The sequence below is a fragment of the Pantoea sp. EEL5 genome, from assembly GCF_049892805.1.
Lineage (GTDB): Bacteria > Pseudomonadota > Gammaproteobacteria > Enterobacterales > Enterobacteriaceae > Pantoea > Pantoea ananatis.
The window spans coordinates 2,297,351-2,316,521 of record NZ_JBNDNJ010000001.1; the positions used below are offsets into that span (position 1 = coordinate 2,297,351).

General features: G+C 55.1%; 14 protein-coding genes. 11 read left to right on the forward strand and 3 right to left on the reverse strand.

Features of this window, described 5'->3' with window-relative positions:
- Positions 1-156: 156 nt before the first annotated feature.
- Together amiA and hemF are read left to right on the forward strand one after the other, a co-directional pair.
- Positions 157-1,002: an N-acetylmuramoyl-L-alanine amidase AmiA gene (gene amiA / locus ACPXSQ_RS10825; RefSeq protein WP_029568366.1), complete on the forward strand. Its 846-nt coding sequence runs from the start codon at positions 157-159 to the stop codon at positions 1,000-1,002.
- Positions 1,003-1,050: 48 nt separating this feature from the next.
- The gene (hemF, locus tag ACPXSQ_RS10830; protein WP_013026653.1) at positions 1,051-1,965 is read left to right on the forward strand and encodes an oxygen-dependent coproporphyrinogen oxidase; all 915 of its coding nucleotides are present in this window, start codon (positions 1,051-1,053) and stop codon (positions 1,963-1,965) included.
- 98 nt (positions 1,966-2,063) lie between these two features.
- On the opposite strand, the gene maeB is transcribed toward hemF, so the two are convergent.
- Positions 2,064-4,343, reverse strand: coding sequence for an NADP-dependent oxaloacetate-decarboxylating malate dehydrogenase (gene maeB / locus ACPXSQ_RS10835; RefSeq protein WP_013026654.1), 2,280 nt, complete (start codon positions 4,341-4,343; stop codon positions 2,064-2,066).
- A 360-nt stretch (positions 4,344-4,703) separates the two neighbouring features.
- Here maeB and tal point away from each other — a divergent pair, with 360 nt between their 5' ends.
- Positions 4,704-5,654: a transaldolase gene (gene tal / locus ACPXSQ_RS10840; protein WP_014594257.1), complete on the forward strand. Its 951-nt coding sequence runs from the start codon at positions 4,704-4,706 to the stop codon at positions 5,652-5,654.
- Between the two features lie 63 nt (positions 5,655-5,717).
- The gene (tkt, locus tag ACPXSQ_RS10845; RefSeq protein ID WP_019106053.1) at positions 5,718-7,718 is read left to right on the forward strand and encodes a transketolase; all 2,001 of its coding nucleotides are present in this window, start codon (positions 5,718-5,720) and stop codon (positions 7,716-7,718) included.
- A gap of 222 nt (positions 7,719-7,940) precedes the next feature.
- Here tkt and ACPXSQ_RS10850 read toward each other — a convergent pair whose 3' ends face one another.
- Complete coding sequence (locus tag ACPXSQ_RS10850) at positions 7,941-9,302, reverse strand: 2-hydroxycarboxylate transporter family protein (RefSeq protein ID WP_014594259.1); 1,362 nt, start codon at positions 9,300-9,302, stop codon at positions 7,941-7,943.
- 304 nt (positions 9,303-9,606) lie between these two features.
- Between ACPXSQ_RS10850 and ACPXSQ_RS10855 the strand changes: the two genes are divergently transcribed.
- From ACPXSQ_RS10855 to ampH, 3 genes are all read left to right on the forward strand, one after another.
- Positions 9,607-11,244: an ATP-binding protein gene (locus ACPXSQ_RS10855; protein WP_029570413.1), complete on the forward strand. Its 1,638-nt coding sequence runs from the start codon at positions 9,607-9,609 to the stop codon at positions 11,242-11,244.
- Positions 11,234-11,920, forward strand: a complete 687-nt coding sequence (locus ACPXSQ_RS10860) for a response regulator (RefSeq protein WP_013026659.1) — start codon at positions 11,234-11,236, stop codon at positions 11,918-11,920. Before ACPXSQ_RS10855 ends, ACPXSQ_RS10860 begins: the two co-directional genes overlap by 11 nt.
- A gap of 212 nt (positions 11,921-12,132) precedes the next feature.
- Positions 12,133-13,296, forward strand: coding sequence for a D-alanyl-D-alanine-carboxypeptidase/endopeptidase AmpH (ampH, locus tag ACPXSQ_RS10865; protein WP_014594262.1), 1,164 nt, complete (start codon positions 12,133-12,135; stop codon positions 13,294-13,296).
- Here the strand turns inward: ampH and ACPXSQ_RS10870 are convergent.
- Positions 13,293-14,360 (reverse strand): DUF1176 domain-containing protein, encoded by a 1,068-nt coding sequence (locus ACPXSQ_RS10870; protein WP_029570414.1) that lies wholly within the window; start codon positions 14,358-14,360, stop codon positions 13,293-13,295. The two genes, ampH and ACPXSQ_RS10870, sit on opposite strands and share 4 nt — an antisense overlap.
- A 490-nt stretch (positions 14,361-14,850) precedes the next feature.
- Between ACPXSQ_RS10870 and ACPXSQ_RS10875 the strand changes: the two genes are divergently transcribed.
- Genes ACPXSQ_RS10875 through ACPXSQ_RS10890 form a run of 4 tightly spaced genes read left to right on the forward strand, consistent with a single transcriptional unit; the run spans position 14,851 to position 19,163 of the window.
- Positions 14,851-15,681 carry a DeoR/GlpR family DNA-binding transcription regulator gene (locus ACPXSQ_RS10875; RefSeq protein ID WP_013026662.1) on the forward strand — a complete coding sequence of 277 codons (831 nt, stop codon included), beginning with the start codon at positions 14,851-14,853 and terminating at the stop codon, positions 15,679-15,681.
- Positions 15,682-15,692: 11 nt separating this feature from the next.
- Positions 15,693-16,673: a substrate-binding domain-containing protein gene (locus ACPXSQ_RS10880; protein WP_064374165.1), complete on the forward strand. Its 981-nt coding sequence runs from the start codon at positions 15,693-15,695 to the stop codon at positions 16,671-16,673.
- A 2-nt stretch (positions 16,674-16,675) separates the two neighbouring features.
- Complete coding sequence (locus tag ACPXSQ_RS10885; RefSeq protein ID WP_013026664.1) at positions 16,676-18,181, forward strand: sugar ABC transporter ATP-binding protein; 1,506 nt, start codon at positions 16,676-16,678, stop codon at positions 18,179-18,181.
- Positions 18,174-19,163 carry an ABC transporter permease gene (locus ACPXSQ_RS10890; RefSeq protein ID WP_024471243.1) on the forward strand — a complete coding sequence of 330 codons (990 nt, stop codon included), beginning with the start codon at positions 18,174-18,176 and terminating at the stop codon, positions 19,161-19,163. Before ACPXSQ_RS10885 ends, ACPXSQ_RS10890 begins: the two co-directional genes overlap by 8 nt.
- Positions 19,164-19,171 lie beyond the last annotated feature (8 nt).

Consider the following 19,171-nt stretch of genomic DNA (forward strand, 5'->3'; position numbering starts at 1 on the left):
GGCGCAACCCTCCCCACTGGCGGCAACGTTAAAAAAAAGGGATTTGGCTGTTAGTGGGCTGAAATACAAAGTAATAACCTGAAATGCTTGAAAGATCGCCCTGGCGCTAACGTTACGCTATAACACTTTGCATGATTGTTGCTTATGGACCTGCACATGCATTTGCTTAAACGTTTGATTCACCGCCGCCAGCTTCTGCTGTCAGGACTGGCGCTGGCTGTTTTGTCCCCGCGCGCCGTACAGGCGAAAGAACAGCAGGCTTCGCTCTCTTCTCGTCACTCCTCACCCAAGCCACCCGCCAGTAACGGTAAACGCATTGTGATGATCGATCCGGGGCACGGCGGGATTGATTCGGGTGCGGTGGGCGAAGAAGGCGCGGAAGAGAAACATATTGTCTTAGAAATCGCCAACAACGTGCGCCGTGAGCTGCAGTCCCATCCCCGCATTGAAGTGCGGCTGACGCGCGACAGCGATCACTTTATTCCGCTTTATCAGCGCGTGGAAATTGCCCATCAGCATGGCGCGAATCTGTTTATGTCCATCCATGCCGATGGCTACACCAGCCCCGATGCCAACGGCGCCTCAGTCTTCGCCCTGTCCAACCGCGGTGCCAGCAGTAGCATGGCGCGCTATCTGTCAAACAGAGAGAACGATGCCGACAAGGTCGGTGGCGCAAAGGTGGAAGCGCAGGATCACTATCTGCAGCAGATCCTGTTTGACCTGGTGCAAACGGATACCATTAAGAACAGCCTGACGCTGGGTAAACATGTGCTGGATCAGATCCGGCCGGTGCACCACCTTCACAGTCAGCACACCGAACAGGCCGCTTTTGCCGTATTAAAATCGCCGTCGATTCCCTCGGTACTGGTGGAAACCTCGTTTATCACCAACCCACGGGAAGAGCAGCTATTGGGCACCAGCGCGTTTCGTCAAAAAATCGCGTCGGCTATCGCCACGGGAATAATCAACTACTTTGATGAGTACGATCGCCGAATGTCATAATGAATCAGCTATAATCACGTCCAATTTTTACCAAGAGAAGCTCATCACATGCCAGATATCTCCCGTGTAAAAACGTTCCTGTTGGATTTGCAGGATGAGATTTGTCGCAAGCTGACCGCCGAAGACGGCGGTGCCCATTTTATTGAAGACAGCTGGCAGCGCCCCGGCGGCGGCGGCGGACGAAGCCGCGTGCTGCGTGATGGCGCCGTCTTTGAACAGGCCGGCGTCAACTTTTCGCACGTTCATGGCGATCAGATGCCCGCGTCCGCTACCGCGCATCGGCCTGAACTGGCCGGGTGCAGTTTTGAAGCCATGGGCGTGTCGCTGGTGATTCATCCGCACAATCCCTATGTGCCGACCAGCCATGCCAACGTGCGTTTCTTTATTGCCGAAAAACCGGGTGCCGAGCCTATCTGGTGGTTTGGCGGCGGCTTCGATATGACACCGTTTTACGGTTTCGAAGAGGATGCGCTGCACTGGCATCAGACGGCTTTTGATCTCTGCCAGCCTTTTGGCGAGGACGTGTACCCGCGCTTTAAAAAGTGGTGCGACGACTATTTCTACCTAAAACACCGTGACGAGCAGCGCGGGATTGGTGGGCTATTCTTCGATGATGTTCATCTGCCTGGCTTTGAAAAAAGCTTCGCGCTGATTCAGGCGGTGGGCCGGGGATTCCTGGACGCCTATCAGCCCATCGTGGCGCGCCGCAAGTCGTTGCCGTTTGGCGAGCGTGAACGTCAGTTTCAGCTCTATCGTCGTGGTCGCTACGTGGAATTTAATCTGGTGTGGGATCGCGGCACGCTGTTTGGCCTGCAAACCGGAGGCAGAACGGAATCGATACTGATGTCTCTGCCGCCTCTGGTACGCTGGGAATATGATTATCATCCTGAGCCGGATTCGCCAGAGGCCGCGCTCTACCGCGATTTTCTGCCGGTGAAGAACTGGCTTAACCTGCCCGAGTGACGTCCGTCTTCCTGCCCCGCGTAACGGGCAGGAAGACAAAGTTAACAGCGCTTTCATGCGCGAAGGTGAAAATTGGGGCTGCATCCGGCCCCGTTGTGTTACAGCGGCTGGGTTTGTGCTTCTACCACCGCCAGCGCCACCATATTAACGATGCGCCGCACGGAGGCGATACGGGTGAGTACGTGCACCGGTTTGGTCATCCCCATCAGCACCGGCCCCACCGTCACGCCGTCAGCGTGCGAGACGCGCAGCAGGTTGTAGCTGATTCGTGCCGCCTCCACGTTGGGCATAATCAACAGGTTGGCGCTGCCTTTCAGCGGGCTGTCGGGCATGATCTCCCGACGAATGCTCTCTACCAGTGCCGCATCGCCGTGCATCTCGCCGTCAATTTCCAGCTCAGGTGCGCGCTGCTGCACCAGCGCCAGTACGTCACGCATTTTTCGAGCGCCAGGAGAATTTGAGGTGCCAAAGCTGGAGTGCGACAGCAGGGCAACCCGCGGTTCAATACCAAATCGCCGCACAGTTTCGGCCGCCATTAACGTGATGTCCGCTAACTGCTCGGGTGTGGGATCTTCATTTACGTAGGTATCCGCAATAAAGGTGTTGCCGTGCGGCAGCAGCAAGGCATTCATGGCCCCTGCCACTTTCACATCGGAACGCAGGCCCAGCACTTTCTCCACAATCTCGTAGTGCTCGTTGTAATCCCCGATGGTGCCGCAGATGAGCGCATCCGCTTCACCGCGATAGACCATGATGGCCCCAATGAGCGTCGGATTACCGATCACCGCGCGCTGTGCCTGCTCGGGCGTTACGCCGCGCCGCTTCATCATCTGGTAATACTCGTTCCAGTATGCTTTAAAACGGGGATCGGATTCGTTGTTGACGATTTCGAAATCCTTTCCGGCTTCGATCTTCAGCCCCTGCTTTTCAAGGCGCATCGCGATAACGTTCGGGCGGCCTATCAGAACAGGTTTTGCCAGCCCCAACGACACTAATTCCTGCGTCGCATGCAGCACCCGAACCTCTTCCCCCTCTGCCAGCACCACGCGCTTCGGCGCTTTGCGCGCCTGAGAGAAAATCGGTTTCATAAACAGATTGGTTTTATAGACGAATTCCGTGAGCTGTTCGCGATAGGCGTCGAAGTCGCTAATGGGCCGGGTCGCCACACCGGAATCCATCGCCGCCTTCGCCACCGCCGGGGCGATCTGCACAATTAACCGGGGATCGAAGGGTTTGGGGATCAGATATTCCGGGCCAAAGCTCAGGTCCTGATCGCTATAGGCCGAAGCCACCACATCGCTCTGCTCCGCCTGCGCCAGCTCGGCTATCGCGTGCACCGCCGCCAGCTTCATCTCTTCATTGATGGCCGTTGCGCCAACATCCAGCGCTCCCCGAAAGATAAACGGAAAGCACAGGACGTTATTCACCTGATTAGGATAGTCAGAACGGCCGGTGCAGATAATGGCGTCGGGCCGCACGGCCTTAGCGAGCGGCGGCAGAATTTCTGGCTGCGGATTCGCCAGCGCCAGAATCAGCGGATCGCTGGCCATGGTTTTGACCATGTCAGGCGTCAGGACATCCGGGCCAGAGCAGCCCAGAAAAATGTCGGCGCCCTCAATAACCTCGGCCAGCGTACGTTTTCCCTGATCCTCAACCGCATAGTCGGCCTTGGTCTCCGCCATATTGGGCTCGCGCCCTCGGTAGATCAGCCCTTTTGAATCGCACACCTGAATATTGTGCTTCTGCAAACCCAACGCGACCAGCAGATTCATGCAGGCAATCGCCGAGGCGCCCGCGCCGGAGACCACCAGCCGCACGTCGGAAATCGCCTTCTTGATAATACGCAATCCGTTTAACACCGCCGCCGTGCAGATAATCGCCGTGCCGTGCTGATCGTCGTGGAACACCGGGATTTTCATGCGTTGCCGTAGCTGCTGCTCAATATAGAAACACTCTGGCGCTTTGATATCTTCCAGGTTGATGCCGCCGAAGGTGGGTTCCAGCGCCGCGACGATCTCAATCAGCTTATCGGGATCGTGCTCATCGACCTCAATATCAAAGACGTCAATACCGGCAAACTTCTTGAATAAAACGCCCTTGCCTTCCATCACCGGCTTACCGGCCAGCGCACCAATGTTGCCCAGGCCCAGCACCGCCGTGCCGTTAGAAATGACCGCCACCAGATTACCGCGTGCGGTGTATTTATGGGCGGCCAGGGGATCGGCGGCAATTTCTAAGCAGGGTGCGGCGACGCCGGGTGAATAGGCCAGGGCCAGATCGCGCTGGGTGGCCAGCGGTTTAGTGGGCGAGACCTGAATCTTGCCGGGAGTGGGATACTGGTGAAAATCGAGCGCACTTTGCTTCAGTTGGTCATCCATTTGACATCCTTCTTCGCCAGGTAAGTGAACGCCCAGTATAGAAAGCAGACAACCGCAAAGCGGTGAGGCGCTTCAAAGAACCTCATTTCTTAAGGCACAGATTGTTACAGTCTGGTCTGCGTCATTTGTCATGGCTGCTATTCTTAATAACCGGGCAGTCGTTATCCGCTGAAATGTCATCTCGGATGATTGCGCGCTACCCTCATCGCACAACATTCAGAGAAAACGCATTTTCACTGCACCCTGTCTGTTGCAAGGTGGTGAGTCGGCGTTACTGCGACCGGTAATGTCTGCACTGATTAGGGCACGAGGCCAGAGGTGTTCCCTTTCGTTACAACGTTTTTTTCAAGGAGTGTAGAAATGAACCAGCTTGAAGCCCTTAAACAGTTCACTACCGTGGTGGCTGACAGTGGCGATATCGAATCGATTCGAAATTATCACCCACAAGATGCGACCACCAACCCCTCGCTTATTCTTAAAGCATCTGCTCTCCAGCCTTACAAACACCTGATTGATGACGCCATCGACTATGCGAAAAAGCAGGGCGGCAGCAAAGAGACGCAGATCATCAACGCCAGCGACAAAGTGGCAATCAATCTCGGTATGGAAATCCTGAAAAGCATACCGGGCCGTGTTTCGACCGAAGTGGATGCGCGCCTCTCCTTCGATCGTGGCATGTGCGTCACGAAAGCGGAAAAGCTGGTTCGCATGTATGAAGAACACGGCATTGACCGCTCACGCATCCTGATCAAACTGGCTTCCACCTGGGAAGGCATTAAGGCGGCTGAAGAACTGGAAAAAAATGGTATCCAGTGCAACCTGACCTTGCTGTTCTCCTTCGCGCAGGCCCGTGCCTGTGCCGAAGCCGGTGTTTACCTGATTTCACCTTTTGTGGGCCGTATTTACGACTGGTACAACACCCGCAAACCGATGGACCCGTACCACGTGGATGAAGATCCCGGCGTGAAATCCGTACGCCGCATTTACGATTACTACAAGAAGCACCGCTATGACACCATCATCATGGGCGCCAGCTTCCGTAAAGTTGAGCAGGTGCTTGCCCTGGCCGGTTGTGACCGCCTGACGCTTTCGCCTAACCTGCTGGAAGAGTTGCAAAACAGTGAGGAGCCCGTAGAGCGCAAGCTCGAACCCTCAACAGAATGTTTCCACCAGCCTTCCCCGCTGTCCGAAGCCGAATTCCGTTGGGAACATAATCAGGACCCGATGGCGGTAGAGAAACTGGCAGACGGTATTCGTCAGTTCGCCGTTGACCAGCAAAAACTGGAAGATGTGCTGGCAGCGCGTCTGTAGTTTTCCCCCTCTTTTACCGGGCGGGAGCACTCCCGCCCTGATGCTTAACAAGGGAGACCCTTTATGTCCTCACGCAGAGAGTTGGCTAATGCGATTCGCGCATTAAGTATGGATGCGGTACAAAAAGCAAAATCAGGTCATCCTGGTGCGCCAATGGGCATGGCTGATATCGCCGAAGTCCTGTGGCGCGATTTCCTCCAGCACAATCCAACCAACCCCGCCTGGCTGGATCGTGACCGCTTTATCCTTTCAAATGGCCACGGCTCCATGCTGCTGTACAGTCTGTTGCACCTGACCGGATACGATCTGCCGATTGAAGAACTGAAAAACTTCCGCCAGCTCCACTCTAAAACGCCGGGCCACCCGGAAATTGGCTATACGCCAGGCGTGGAAACGACCACAGGTCCGCTGGGCCAGGGCCTGGCGAACGCCGTTGGTCTGGCGATTGCTGAGCGCACGCTGGCGGCCCAGTTTAACCGTCCCGATCACGATATCGTCGATCACTTCACCTATGTTTTCATGGGCGACGGTTGTCTGATGGAAGGCATTTCTCATGAAGTCTGCTCGCTGGCCGGTACGCTCGGACTGGGCAAACTGATTGGCTTCTACGATCACAACGGTATTTCTATTGATGGTGAAACCGAAGGCTGGTTTACCGACGATACGCACAAACGCTTTGAAGCCTATAACTGGCACGTTGTGGGTGAAATCGACGGTCATGACGCCGATGCGGTTAAAGCCGCGATTCAGGAAGCGCAGAGCGTCACCGACAAGCCGTCACTGATCATCTGCCGTACGGTCATTGGCTTCGGCTCACCGAATAAAGCCGGTAAAGAAGAAGCCCACGGCGCGGCGTTAGGCGAAGAAGAAGTGGCGCTGACCCGTAAGCAACTGGGCTGGAACTATCCGGCGTTTGAGATCCCCAAAGAGATTTACCAGCAGTGGGATGCCAAACAGGCCGGCGCTGAGCGCGAAAAAGCCTGGAACAACAAACTGGCGGCCTATAAGCAGGCTTATCCAGAGCTGGCGGCCGAGTACGAGCGCCGCATGAACGGCGGCATGCCGGCAAACTGGGAAGCGGAAACCGCGAAGTTTATTGCCGAGCTGCAGGCCAATCCGCAAAAAATTGCCAGCCGCAAGGCCTCGCAGAATGCCCTGGAAGCCTATGGCAAACTGCTGCCAGAGTTTCTGGGCGGTTCTGCCGACCTGGCACCGAGCAACCTCACCATCTGGTCTGGCTCAAAATCCATCAAAGACGATCCGGCCGGAAACTACATCCATTACGGCGTGCGTGAATTTGGCATGACGGCGATCGGTAACGGCATTGCCCACCACGGCGGCTTCGTGCCCTATACCGCCACCTTCCTGATGTTCGTTGAGTACGCCCGTAACGCGGCGCGCATGGCGGCACTCATGAAGGCCCGGCAGATTATGGTGTATACCCATGACTCCATTGGCCTGGGCGAGGACGGCCCGACCCACCAGCCGGTTGAGCAAATTGCCAGCCTGCGCGTGACGCCAAACATGAGCGTATGGCGCCCCTGTGACCAGGTGGAGACGGCAATAGCCTGGCAGGCAGCGATTGAGCGCCACCATGGCCCGACAGCGCTGATCCTGTCGCGTCAGAACCTGGCTCAGCCTGAGCGTACCGCAGAGCAGGTGGCTAACATCAAGCGCGGCGGTTATGTGCTGAAGGAGTGCGACGGCACGCCAGACATCATCCTGATTGCGACCGGCTCCGAGGTAGAAATAACCCTGGGTGCCGCGACGAAGTTGACAACTGGCGGTCACAAGGTGCGCGTGGTTTCACTGCCCTCCACTGACCTGTTTGACGCACAGGATGCCGCTTACCGTGAGTCGGTGCTGCCTTCTGCGGTTAAAGCGCGCGTGGCGGTAGAAGCAGGCATCGCCGACTACTGGTATAAATATGTTGGCCTGGACGGTGCCATTGTGGGCATGACGACCTTCGGCGAGTCGGCACCGGCCGAGAAGCTGTTTGCTGAATTTGGCTTTACGGTGGAAAACATCGTCAGCCATGCAGAAGCACTGCTGAAACCCGCATAATCCACTTGCTGCTGAGCGACCTGCTGCTTCGCGTCAGGTCGCCTGGCCAACACGACGTGCCAGCCCTGCGCTGGCACGTCGCTTTTCTGAACGCCTGCTTTCGTCTCTCTCAGCCTCTCCCACTTTCTCAGCCCTACTCCCGGCAAGGGATTCAGGCTATCTCACGCCTGCACCGTTCGGGAGCCATGCTGCTTTGCGAGCGCTTCAGTCGGCGTAACAGGTTTACTTGAGAAAATGGCTCAGTAATAACAACGAGAGCGAAACGTTAATGGCCCCGCCGATGCGCGTGGCGATCTGCGCAAACGGCATCAGGCCCATGCGGTTACCGGCGGTAAGAATCGCCACATCGCCTGTACCGCCCTGCCCACTCTGGCAGCAGGAAACAATGGCAACATCGATGGGATGCATGCCAATCTTTTTCCCGACAAAGAAGCCCGTTGCGACCAGCGCACTGACCGTGCTGATAATCACCAGCAGGTTGGTGAGCGTAAACGCGGTAACAAGAATATGCCAGGGCGTGATGGCGACACCGACGGCAAACAGAACCGGATAGGTTACCGCCGTGCGGAAGAAGCGATAGACCACCTGAGAACCGGCCAGAATACGCGGAGAAACCCCATTCACCAGTTTTACCAGCACGGCCAGGAACAGCATCCCTACCGGCGCAGGCAGTCCTGTCAGCTTCTGCCCTAACATCCCTACCATATAGAGCAGCACCGCCAGCAGCGCCCCGGACGCAATCGCCGTCACGTCAACTTTACCGGAGAAAACGGACTGCAGCGGCTCGGGTTCAACATTGGTCACGTTTGGCATCAGCTGGCCTTCCCCGGTGAGGTGCGGATAACGTTTACCCAGTTGGTTCAGACAGCCGGAGATAATAATGGCGGTCACGCCACCCAGCATAACCATGGGCAGGATGCGGCCCAGCGCCACGCCCTGATCCATATGGAGCAATGCCGCATAGCCGATGGAGAGCGGAATGGCACCTTCACCGACGCCTCCCGCCATAATGGGCAGAATGATGAAAAAGAAAATCTGGAAGGGTTCCAGCCCCAGCGCTAAACCCACGCCCATGCCGACAATCATCCCCACGATTTCACCACAGAGCATGGGGAAAAAGATGCGCAGAAAGCCCTGGATCAGCACCGTGCGGTTCATGCTCATGATGCTGCCGACAATGATGCAGCAAATGTAAAGATAGAGAATATTGGTCGATTTGTAGAATTGCGTCGTGGACGTTACCACGATGTCGGGAAGCAAACCGTAGTACACCAGCGCAGAAGGAATGAAGGTGGCGCAGATAGCCGCTGCCCCTAAACGGCCCACCACGGGCAGGCGTTTGCCAAACTCTCCGCAGGCAAAGCCAAAAAAGGCCAGCGTGGCGACCATGACCACGATATCGCTTTTTAGCGTTCCACTCAGGCAGTCTACCGCAATGAGCGCACCGGCCAGCACAAACAGCGGCAGAGGAATAATCCCGACTTTCCAGTTATCCATAATATGCCACCACTGCTCTTTCAGGGTTTTCCTGCGCGGTGAACGGGTCAGCGTGTCAGACAGAAAAGAATTATCAGGTGAGCTCATTATTATCCTCTTTGCGTCATCGTTTTTTTCAGGATGCCGGGAAAAAAGGCGGAATTACGTGAAGAAGAAGGTATCTGGCATAAAGTTTTAATGGTGTTATTTCCAGAGCGTGATCCGCATCGTGATAATCGCCGTGGTGTTTATGGTTTTTATTCCCCGCTGCCGTTACTCAGCCTTTTAAGGGGCTTTTTTAGCGTAGGGAATCGATAAAAATCACTATTTATCAAACAATTAAACCGATGCAGTTCCTATTGTTAAAAAGATGATACATTGAAGTTATTATTCCAAAATACGTGTGACAGTCATGAAGTTGTCATTTCAAACGAAGCTGTTTCTTTCGCTCGTGGTTTTTTCGTCTGTCCTGTTCGTGTTACTGGGAAGCTATTATTACGTCAGCATCACCCGGCAGCTTTATCAGGCGATGAGCATGCGCGCGAAGGTTCAGGCAGACGAGATCGCGCTGATTCCGGAACTGAAAAAAGCAGTGGCGGATCGTGACATCCCGACCATCAATGTGCTGATGAAGGCTATCGCCCGGAAAAGCGATGCCAGTTTTATTGTGATTGGCGATAACCAGGCCCTGCATCTTTTTCACTCGGTGACGGCGGACCGAATTGGCAAACCGCTGGTGGGCGGCGATAACGCAGCGGTGCTGGCAGGGAAAAGTATCACCACCATTCGGACAGGCGGCCTGGGAATGTCACTGCGAAGTAAGGCGCCTATCCTCAACGATCGCGGCCAGGTCGTCGGTATTGTTTCTGTTGGCTACCTCGCCCGCTATCTGGATGCCATCACCTTCAGCAACATGATCAACCTGTTGATCGTGGCGGCGCTGGTGCTTATTGCCCTGTTTATTTTCTCCTGGTTTTTTACCTGCAATATTAAAAAACAGATTTTCTCGCTGGAACCGCGCGAGATCGGCCTGATGGTCCGCCAGCAAAAAGCCATGATGGAATCGATCTATGAAGGCGTCATTGTTATCAATGAACAACTGCGGATCGAAGTGATTAATCAGGCTGCCCGCAAGCTGCTGGGACTGTCACAGTCCGCCGAGGCGCTGCGCGGCGAGTCTGTCAGCCAGATCGTCTCCCCCGTGCCCTTTTTATCGCAGCCCGTGATGCTGGAAAAAGATACCCACGATGAGATTTGCCAATTTAACTCGCTGACCGTCATCGCCAGCCGGGTGCGCATCATGCTGGAGGACGCGCTAATGGGATGGGTGATCACCTTTCGCGATTTTAACGACATCGATTCCCTCAGCGCCCAACTCAGCCAGGTGAAACGTTATGTCGATAACCTGCGCATCATGCGTCATGAACAGCTTAACCGCATGAACACGCTTTCCGGGCTGCTGCACATGGGGCGTTTTGACGAAGCGATTGGTTACATTGAAGCGCAGTCCGAGCACGAGCAGGAGTTGCTGGACTTTGTCTCGGCCCGATTCACTTCGCCTCTGCTGTGCGGCTTATTACTGGGCAAAGCCGCTCGCGCCAGAGAAAAAGGCGTCATTCTCCACTTTGATCCCGCGTGCCTGATGGATAAGCCGTTTCCCGCGCTTTCCGATGCCGAACTGATTTCGGTGATTGGCAACCTGCTGGACAACGCCATTGAAGCCACCCAGCGCGCCCCGTTGCCTCATGAACCTGTTGAAGTACTGATTAAACTCAGTACCCGTGAGCTGATCATCGAAGTGGCGGATCGCGGCGTGGGCATTACGCCGGCAATCCGCGAGCACATGTTTGAACGTGGCATGACCACCAAAACCCGAGGCGATCACGGCATCGGGTTGTATTTAACCGAAAGCTATATTACCCGTGCAGGGGGAACCATTGAGGTCAGCGACAACGTGCCCCGTGGCGCGGTGTTCTCGCTGTTTATCCCCTGTGCGCAAACCAACAGCTGTCCCGTAACGGAAACGGAGAACGTCCGCGATGCAACATGATCCTGTTACCGTCCTGATTGTTGAAGATGAGCCTGAACTGGCTCAGCTTCATGCAGAACTGATTGGTAAGCACCCTGAGCTCAGGCTGGTCGGCATAGCCAGCTCCCTGGCAGAAGCCAGACAGCAGCTTGAACTGACCGCGCCACAGTTGGTGCTGCTGGATAACTACCTGCCTGATGGCAAAGGCATCACCCTGATTGGCGATCCGTTGCTGGCCAACGCGAACTGCTCCATTATTTTTATTACGGCGGCCAGTGATATGGATACCTGCAGCCAGGCCATTCGCAACGGTGCCTTTGATTACGTGCTTAAGCCGGTATCCTGGAAACGCCTTAACCGCTCGCTTGCCAACTTCATCGCCTTTGCAGACCAACAGCGCACATGGAAAATTGTCGATCAGAAAAATGTCGATGTGCTGTATCAGTTGCAGGCGAAGAACTACCCGCACGATAACGGCAGCAAAGGCATTGAGGAAAATACCCTGGCCCGGGTTCAGACACTGTTTACGCCCGCCACAACGCGCCTTTTTTCGGTCGATGAGGTGATGACAGAAACCGGGCTGAGTAAAACGACCGCCCGCCGCTACCTAGAGCACTGCGTGGAAACCGGCTTTCTGACGGTCGAAATGCTGTATGGCAAGGTGGGCCATCCCCGGCGCATGTACAAACGCACCTGACCGAACGGGTGTCCCGTGCTCGCCCTGCGCCGGTTCAGTCAGGTGGCTTTCAGGGGCAAAATGCGGCGCCAATCCCATGACGTCACCGGTACGTCTGGCCCGCATGCTGTAATCCGAAACAAAAAAAACTGTCCTTTGCTCTTCCCGTCATCCGCAAACTGATTACTATAGGTTTTCACCCGATTCCTATAGCGAAGCCCTCTCCGTTGAAAATGCGCACTCCTTACGTACTGGCTCTACTGGTTTCTTTGCTTCCCCTTAAAAGCATGGCGCAGGTTGCGCCCGATCCGTTGCTGGCATCCCAAATTGTTGACCGCTATGCGGAGCATATCTTCTATGCCAGCGGTGCGACAGGCATGGCGCTGGTCGCAATAGATGGTAATCAGCGGGTTTTCGCCAGCTTTGGTGACACGCGGCCAGGAAACAATATTCGCCCCCAAAAGGATTCGTTAATTCGTATTGCCTCACTCAGCAAACTGATGACCAGTGAAGTCATGGTGAAGATGGCCGAGCGCGGGGAGATTCGCCTTGACGATCCGCTCAGTAAATATGCACCGCCCGGAAAGCGGGTGCCCAGTTTTGATGGTCAGCCCATTCGGCTGATTAACCTGTCTACCCATACCAGCGGTCTGCCGCGAGAGCAGCCCGGCGGCAAACCCCATCGTCCGGTGTTTGTCTGGCCGACACAGAGTGAACGCTGGCGTTGGTTAAACACGGCCAGCCTGAAAGCCGCCCCCGGCACCAATGCGGCCTATTCCAATCTCGGTTATGACCTGCTGGGCGATGCGCTGTCGCGCGCGGCCGGTAAGCCTTATCCTGCCCTGCTGCAGCAGTTAATTACCCGTCCACTGGGGATGAAAGACACCACCTTTACGCCGTCACCTGAGCAGTGCGCACGCCTGATGGTGGCGGAAAAAGGCGCCAGCCCCTGTAATAACACGCTGGCGGCCATCGGCAGCGGTGGCGTATATTCGACGCCTGATGATATGGGCCGCTGGATGCAGCAGTTCCTCAACTCCTCGGTAAATCACCGTACGCCACAGATCGACCGCCTGCAGACGCTGATCTACCGTCGCGACCAGTTGCATAAAGTTGACGGCATGGACGTGCCGGGCAAAGCCGACGCGCTGGGAATGGGGTGGGTTTATATGGGGCCGGCCAACGGTCGCCCTGGCATTATCCAGAAAACCGGCGGCGGCGGCGGCTTCATCACCTATATGGCGATGGTTCCCCAGCAAAACGTCGGGGTTTTTGTGGTCGTTACCCGCTCGCCTCTGACGCGCTTTACGCCGATGAGTGACGGCGTAAACAACCTGCTCGCTGAGCTGGTGGGCAATCAGAACGGCTCGCCGATGATGGTCCAGGCGATTCCTTAACCGCTCACCGCTGATGAGGCTGACTGGCTCACCCAAAGCGTGGGCCAGTCGTCACTGCTGTGCCAGGCATCGCAGGTTGACTCCTCGGCATACTCGGCTAAAACAAAATGCTCGCCGTCAAACTGCCAGCGGGTCGCGGTACCACAGTCGCCAAGTCCGCGTCCTTTGCCAAAGGTATAGAGCTGCCCGCTTGCCGCATCATAATCTGCGTTAATCAGCTCCAGCTGGCGCTCTGATGCGCCCGGCGGGGTAAAAGGCAAGGTCAGCGTAATCCCACGCGCCACATAGGGCGGCGCACGCGTTACTTCAAAAGCCAGATCGATCACGTTATATGCGCCCATTTCACAGCTGACCAGCAGCAGCGCTTTTTTGTCTGTCAGCGGCGAGACGCTGACTTCGCGGCGCAGGGGATCAAGGGAACAGGTATCCGAATTTACCCGCCACGTTCCGTAGTCGATCAGCCCGCTGGTCTCGTCACGCGTCAGTGGCGCAGGCGCAGCCATCGCCGGCGGCAGTTGCGGTACGGCCGGTGCGGCCGGGACGCCGGTTCTTCCTCCGCGCCTGACCCAAGCACTCATGCTATTCACCCGGCCCTGCACATTGTCCATAAATAACAACGCGGCTTTCATACCGCGCAACGAGATCTGCGGACCGGCATTGAACGTCAGCTGCAGGCTTTTCGCATCCATGGTCAGTTCAAGAAATTCGTTAATGGCGATAGGATTGCTGGTAGCAAGATGGTGTGGCTCAACCGTCCAGTGCTTGAAGTCAGGCCGCAGCCGACGTTGATCGACTAAAAGATTATCTTGCAGCGCCGGGCCGGGCAGCGCGCCGCTGTATGCACTGCCGTAATCGATGCGCAGTAACGGTTTGTCATCGGATCCCGCACTGCGGGAAAGCGTCATAACCAGGCCCTGGTCGCCAGGTATGCTGCGCGCAACGCAATGCGCCGCATTATTGCAGGTGAGTTGCCAGTCAGAAAACAGCTTCTGTACCGGATCAGCCTGAGCAGCGGCAACCATAAAAACAGACAACGCAAACAGCGATTTCATCCCATACCACATTAAGAAAATCGAACCCCAACTTCTTTGAGTGGAAGATGATAGCGCAATAGCGCACGTCACGAGGGCCGCATTCTGTGAAGTGCTCAGCAAGCGCAGCTAACCGACTAAAAAACATCCGCTTTACAACAAAAGAAAGGCGGTGATCTCTGCAGAATAGTCATCATGCTGTTTCACTCTGTTGCGCTCAATCGGATTCGTCGGACATTCCCGCCAGTCGAATCGGTCAAATACACATAAACGGTCAAAAACAGGCATGTTATAGTCGCCACAGGTGCAGGCATAAAAGCCTGTCAGCCCTGTTTCTTACGGTTAATTAACCCTAATTTAGTGATATCAGTCACGTCTTTAATATACCTATTACATAGTTTTTCATAAAAAACCCAACAAATATCTCTTTACGCACGCTGTGAGAAGAGTGACCTGCGTAGCCACGCTCAGGCCACATTTTTGCCGCGTGCCTTCCAGTACTTTATAACCTTCGGAGGCCAGCATGTTGCCGATTGAACGCCAGCAGAGAATTATTGATGAATTAATGCGTAATGGACGCGTGATTGTCGCTGAACTGACCGCCTTATGTCAGGTTTCGCAGGAAACGATTCGTCGGGATTTAGCCCAACTGGAAAAGAAAGGCATACTCCAGCGAAGCCATGGCGGCGCTGTTCCGGTTAAACAATATAATGCAGCCATTCAGATAAATAACCGGGCCATTAATGAGTATGAATTATCTTTCCGGCAGCGAATTAATGAACATGTCGATGCCAAAATGACCATTGCTAAGCGGGCGCTGGGGTTTATTAGCCCAGGCGATTGTTTATTACTCGATAGTAGTACCACGTGTTTTTATCTGGCCCGACAGTTACCGGATATTGAATTAACTGTATTAACTAATTCTTTACGCATTGTGCAGACCCTGGCGGCGCGCAGCAGTATTCGCACAATCTGCCTGGGTGGCGAATATTCCGATCGCTATGAAGATTTTCACGGCATCGTAACTGAACAACCGTTAAAAGAGTTTCAAATAAATAAAATCTTTTTTTCCTGTAGCAGTTTGGGCAACGACGGTTATTTACGCGAGGGGAATGAACATAATGCACATTTAAAACAACAACTCATTCTGGCAGCTGAACGCAAACATTTATTAATGGATAGCTCTAAGTTTCTTCGGCCCTCATTCGCGCGTGTTTGTCATTATCGCGATGTGGATTTTCTTATTACCGACCAGTTAAAAGATAAAGAGCTGGAACAGGAACTGGCGTGGAACGGGGTAAATATTATCGACTGTTCACAACGGCCTCAGTCCGTGCAGCTTATTAATCAATAAATGGAGTCACTATGAAAAAACAGCTTATCGCCTGCTCCCTGATCGCATTATTCGCATTCCAGGCTCAGGCAGCAGAAAAAATACGTATGGGCATCGTGGTGAAAATTGGCGGTATTCCATGGTTCAACGCGATGGAAGCCGGGATTAAAAGTGAAGCGGCGAAAAGCGGCATAGATGCATGGATGGTCGGACCCACCGCAGCCGATCCCGCCTTGCAGGTTCGCGCTATTGAGGATTTGATTGCGCAGAAAGTCGATATCATTGGCGTGGTCCCCAACGATCCTAAAGTCCTGGAGCCCGTCTTACAGCGGGCGCGCGATGCGGGCATCAAAGTGATTACCCATGAATCACCGGGTCAGAAATTCGCCAACTGGGACTTTGAGTTAGTGGATGCAGCCACCCACGGCATCAACCATATGAAAGCGCTGGCAGCCTGTATGCACGATGAAGGGCAATACGCCATGTACGTTGGCAGCCTGACGGTGCCGCTCCACCAGCAGTGGACCGACGCCGCGCTGGCGTATCAAAAACAGCATTATCCCAAAATGCAGTTGGTCGCCGACAAATTTGGCGTAGGCGAATCGCTGGATGATTCTATCCGTACCACCAACGAGCTGATGTCTAAATATCCCAATCTGAAAGGGATTTTAGCCTTTGGCTCACAGGGCCCTATCGGCGCAGGCCGGGCCGTAATGAACCGTAATAAGATTAACCAGGTGTGCGTCATCGGGGCCTTCAGTCCGGGCCAGGGCGCGCAGCTCGTCAACCGGGGCGCGATCAAAGGCGGCTATATCTGGAATCCCCATACGGCCGGTGAAGTGTTTGTCCGTCTTGCCGAGATGATGGAGAAAAACACACCCATTAAAGATGGCATGACCATTGAGGGATTAGGCAAGGTCCGGGTCGATGACACGACGCATACCCTTCTGGGCAATAACACCGAAAGCCTGGATAAAGCCAACCTGCCGAAACTGATTAAGCTGGGGCTGTAGAGATGAGACCTGTCGCACCGCAGACGCTCGTGACGTTAGATGCGTTGTCGAAAACGTTTGGTGGTCATCGTGCGCTGAGCGATATTTCGCTGACGCTGCTGGCCGGAGAAGTGCACTGCCTTGCCGGGACCAATGGTTGTGGCAAAAGCACGCTCATTAAGGTGATTTCAGGCGTTCATGCGCCGGATGAGGGCAGCGAGATCCGTCTGGGCGAAGGGGAAATTTTGCCCCGCCTCTCAACCCAGCAGGCCAGAGACTTTGGTATACAGGTGATCTATCAGGATCTGTCTCTGTTCCCTAACCTGAGCGTGGCCGAAAACATTGCGTTTGAACACAACCTGCGTGGCCTGTTCGGCTGGCATCAGCGTAAAAGGCTGCATGCCAGCGCCCGACGTATCGTTGACGAGCTTCAGTTTGAACTCGATCTCAACGAGAAAGTGGCGCACCTCTCCATTGCCCAGCGGCAACAGGTCGCGATTTGCCGGGCACTGGTTGCCGATGCCCGGCTGGTGATCATGGACGAACCCACAGCCTCGCTAACCCGTACAGAAGTGAATCAGCTGCTGCGCACGGTGCGCTATCTCAAACAGAAAAACATCTGTGTGGTGTTTGTCAGCCATCGACTGGATGAAGTACTGGAAATCTCCGATCGGGTGACGGTTATTCGCGATGGCCGCAGGGTTGGCAGCTGGCCAGCACAGGACATGACGCCGCACCGTCTGACAGAACTGATGACCGGACAGAAGCTGGAATATCCGTTGAAAAACGTCACGCGCAGGCGCGATCGCGTGTTGCTGGAAGTCGAACACCTCAGCCGGAGCGGGCAGTACCACGACGTGAATTTTCGTTTGTACGAAGGCGAGGTGCTGGGGCTCTGTGGCCTGCTGGGTTCGGGTCGTACCGAGCTGGCTCTGTCGCTATTTGGTATGACCCAGCCCGACAGCGGCAAGATTTGGCTGGACACGAAACCGGTACGCTTCCGTAGCCATGAAGACGCCATCAAAGCCGGTATTGGCTATGTCTCAGAAGACCGTCTGACGCTGGGGCTGGTTCAGCAACAGTCGGTGGCCGATAACATGGTGTTGCCGATTCTCGATAAGCTGCAAAACCGCTTTCACCTGATTGATGAATACCGTAAGAACAGGCTGATCTTGCAGTGGATTCAGCAGCTTGGCGTCCGGGTTGCCGATCCCGAGCAGGCAATTTCCACGCTTTCCGGCGGCAACCAGCAAAAGATTGTTTTAGCCAAGTGGGTACTCACTCAACCTCGCCTGTTAATTCTTGACTCGCCCACCGTCGGCGTCGATGTCGGCGCGAAGGCCAGTATTTACCAGCTGATCCACGAACTGGCGCGAGAAGGCTTATCGATTATGTTGATTTCCGATGAAGTCCCAGAGGTCTGGCACAACTGCGACCGCATTTTGCATTTCCGTGAGGGGACGATCCATGCCGAATACCAGCCAGACCGAGTGCAAGAACAGCAACTGGCGGAGGTCATCAATGCCTGACTTATCCCGTTTACGTCCTCATTCCAGCCAGGGCTGGCTGACCTGGGTTTTACTGCTGTTTATTGGGGTGTTTTCGCTGTCCAGCGACCAGTTCCTCAGCGTACAAAACCTGCTGGATTTAGCCGAAAGCTATGCGGTCACCGGCATCTTCGCACTTGGGCTCTTTGTGGTGCTGGTCACCGGCGGCATCGATATCTCCTTTGCTGCCGTGGCCTCGGTGGTGCAGTACTTCATCGCCACCCTGTTTATACGCTATCAGTTTGATCACGCCCTGCTGAGTATTGGCCTGGCGGTGGCCTGCGGCACGCTGTTCGGCATGATCAACGCCTGGCTCATTACCTGGCTGCGGGTGGTCTCCATCATCATCACGATCAGCATGCAGTCGCTGCTGTTTGGGCTGCTGATGTGGTCAACCGGCGGACGCAGCCTCTATCAGTTGCCTGAATGGTGGATCACCCTTCGCAGCGTGCTGCCGTTTGAGTGGCAGGGCCAGACGTTTCAGCTTGGCCTGCCCCTGCTCGTCCTGCTGGTCATCGCCACCCTGACGGCCGTGTTACTCAACAAAACGCATCTGGGCCGCCAGCTTTATGCCGTGGGCGGTGATGCGGAGTCCGCGCGGCGCATCGGGATTCGCGTTGGTTTGATTCACCTCTTTGCCTACGGCTGGCTGGGGGCGATGGCGGCCATTGGCGGACTGGTGCAGGTTTATCGCATGGGTGAAGTGGTGCCAAACGCGTTGGTCGGCGGTGAACTGGATGTGCTGGCTGCCACCGTGCTGGGTGGTGCCAGCCTGATGGGCGGAAAAGGCACGGTCAGCGGCACCTTAATGGGGGTTTTCCTGATCGCCATTTTAAAGAACGGCCTCAACCTGATTGGCGTATCCAACTATTTCATGAACATCGTGGTCGGTGGCGTGATTATGGTCGCCATCGCCGTCACGCACTATAAAAAGCGCAAAGAGACTGACGTCAGCTTTGTCTGATGGGAGAA

Coding starts and splice junctions, on each gene's coding strand:
- amiA (WP_029568366.1), top strand. CDS start 157: ATGCATTTGCTTAAACGTTTGATTCACCGCCGCCAGCTTCTGCTGTCA.
- tal (WP_014594257.1), top strand. CDS start 4,704: ATGAACCAGCTTGAAGCCCTTAAACAGTTCACTACCGTGGTGGCTGAC.
- tkt (WP_019106053.1), top strand. CDS start 5,718: ATGTCCTCACGCAGAGAGTTGGCTAATGCGATTCGCGCATTAAGTATG.
- maeB (WP_013026654.1), bottom strand. CDS start 4,343: ATGGATGACCAACTGAAGCAAAGTGCGCTCGATTTTCACCAGTATCCC.
- ACPXSQ_RS10850 (WP_014594259.1), bottom strand. CDS start 9,302: ATGAGCTCACCTGATAATTCTTTTCTGTCTGACACGCTGACCCGTTCA.
- ACPXSQ_RS10885 (WP_013026664.1), top strand. CDS start 16,676: ATGAGACCTGTCGCACCGCAGACGCTCGTGACGTTAGATGCGTTGTCG.
- ACPXSQ_RS10870 (WP_029570414.1), bottom strand. CDS start 14,360: ATGTGGTATGGGATGAAATCGCTGTTTGCGTTGTCTGTTTTTATGGTT.
- ampH (WP_014594262.1), top strand. CDS start 12,133: ATGCGCACTCCTTACGTACTGGCTCTACTGGTTTCTTTGCTTCCCCTT.
- ACPXSQ_RS10860 (WP_013026659.1), top strand. CDS start 11,234: ATGCAACATGATCCTGTTACCGTCCTGATTGTTGAAGATGAGCCTGAA.
- ACPXSQ_RS10855 (WP_029570413.1), top strand. CDS start 9,607: ATGAAGTTGTCATTTCAAACGAAGCTGTTTCTTTCGCTCGTGGTTTTT.
- ACPXSQ_RS10880 (WP_064374165.1), top strand. CDS start 15,693: ATGAAAAAACAGCTTATCGCCTGCTCCCTGATCGCATTATTCGCATTC.
- ACPXSQ_RS10890 (WP_024471243.1), top strand. CDS start 18,174: ATGCCTGACTTATCCCGTTTACGTCCTCATTCCAGCCAGGGCTGGCTG.
- hemF (WP_013026653.1), top strand. CDS start 1,051: ATGCCAGATATCTCCCGTGTAAAAACGTTCCTGTTGGATTTGCAGGAT.
- ACPXSQ_RS10875 (WP_013026662.1), top strand. CDS start 14,851: ATGTTGCCGATTGAACGCCAGCAGAGAATTATTGATGAATTAATGCGT.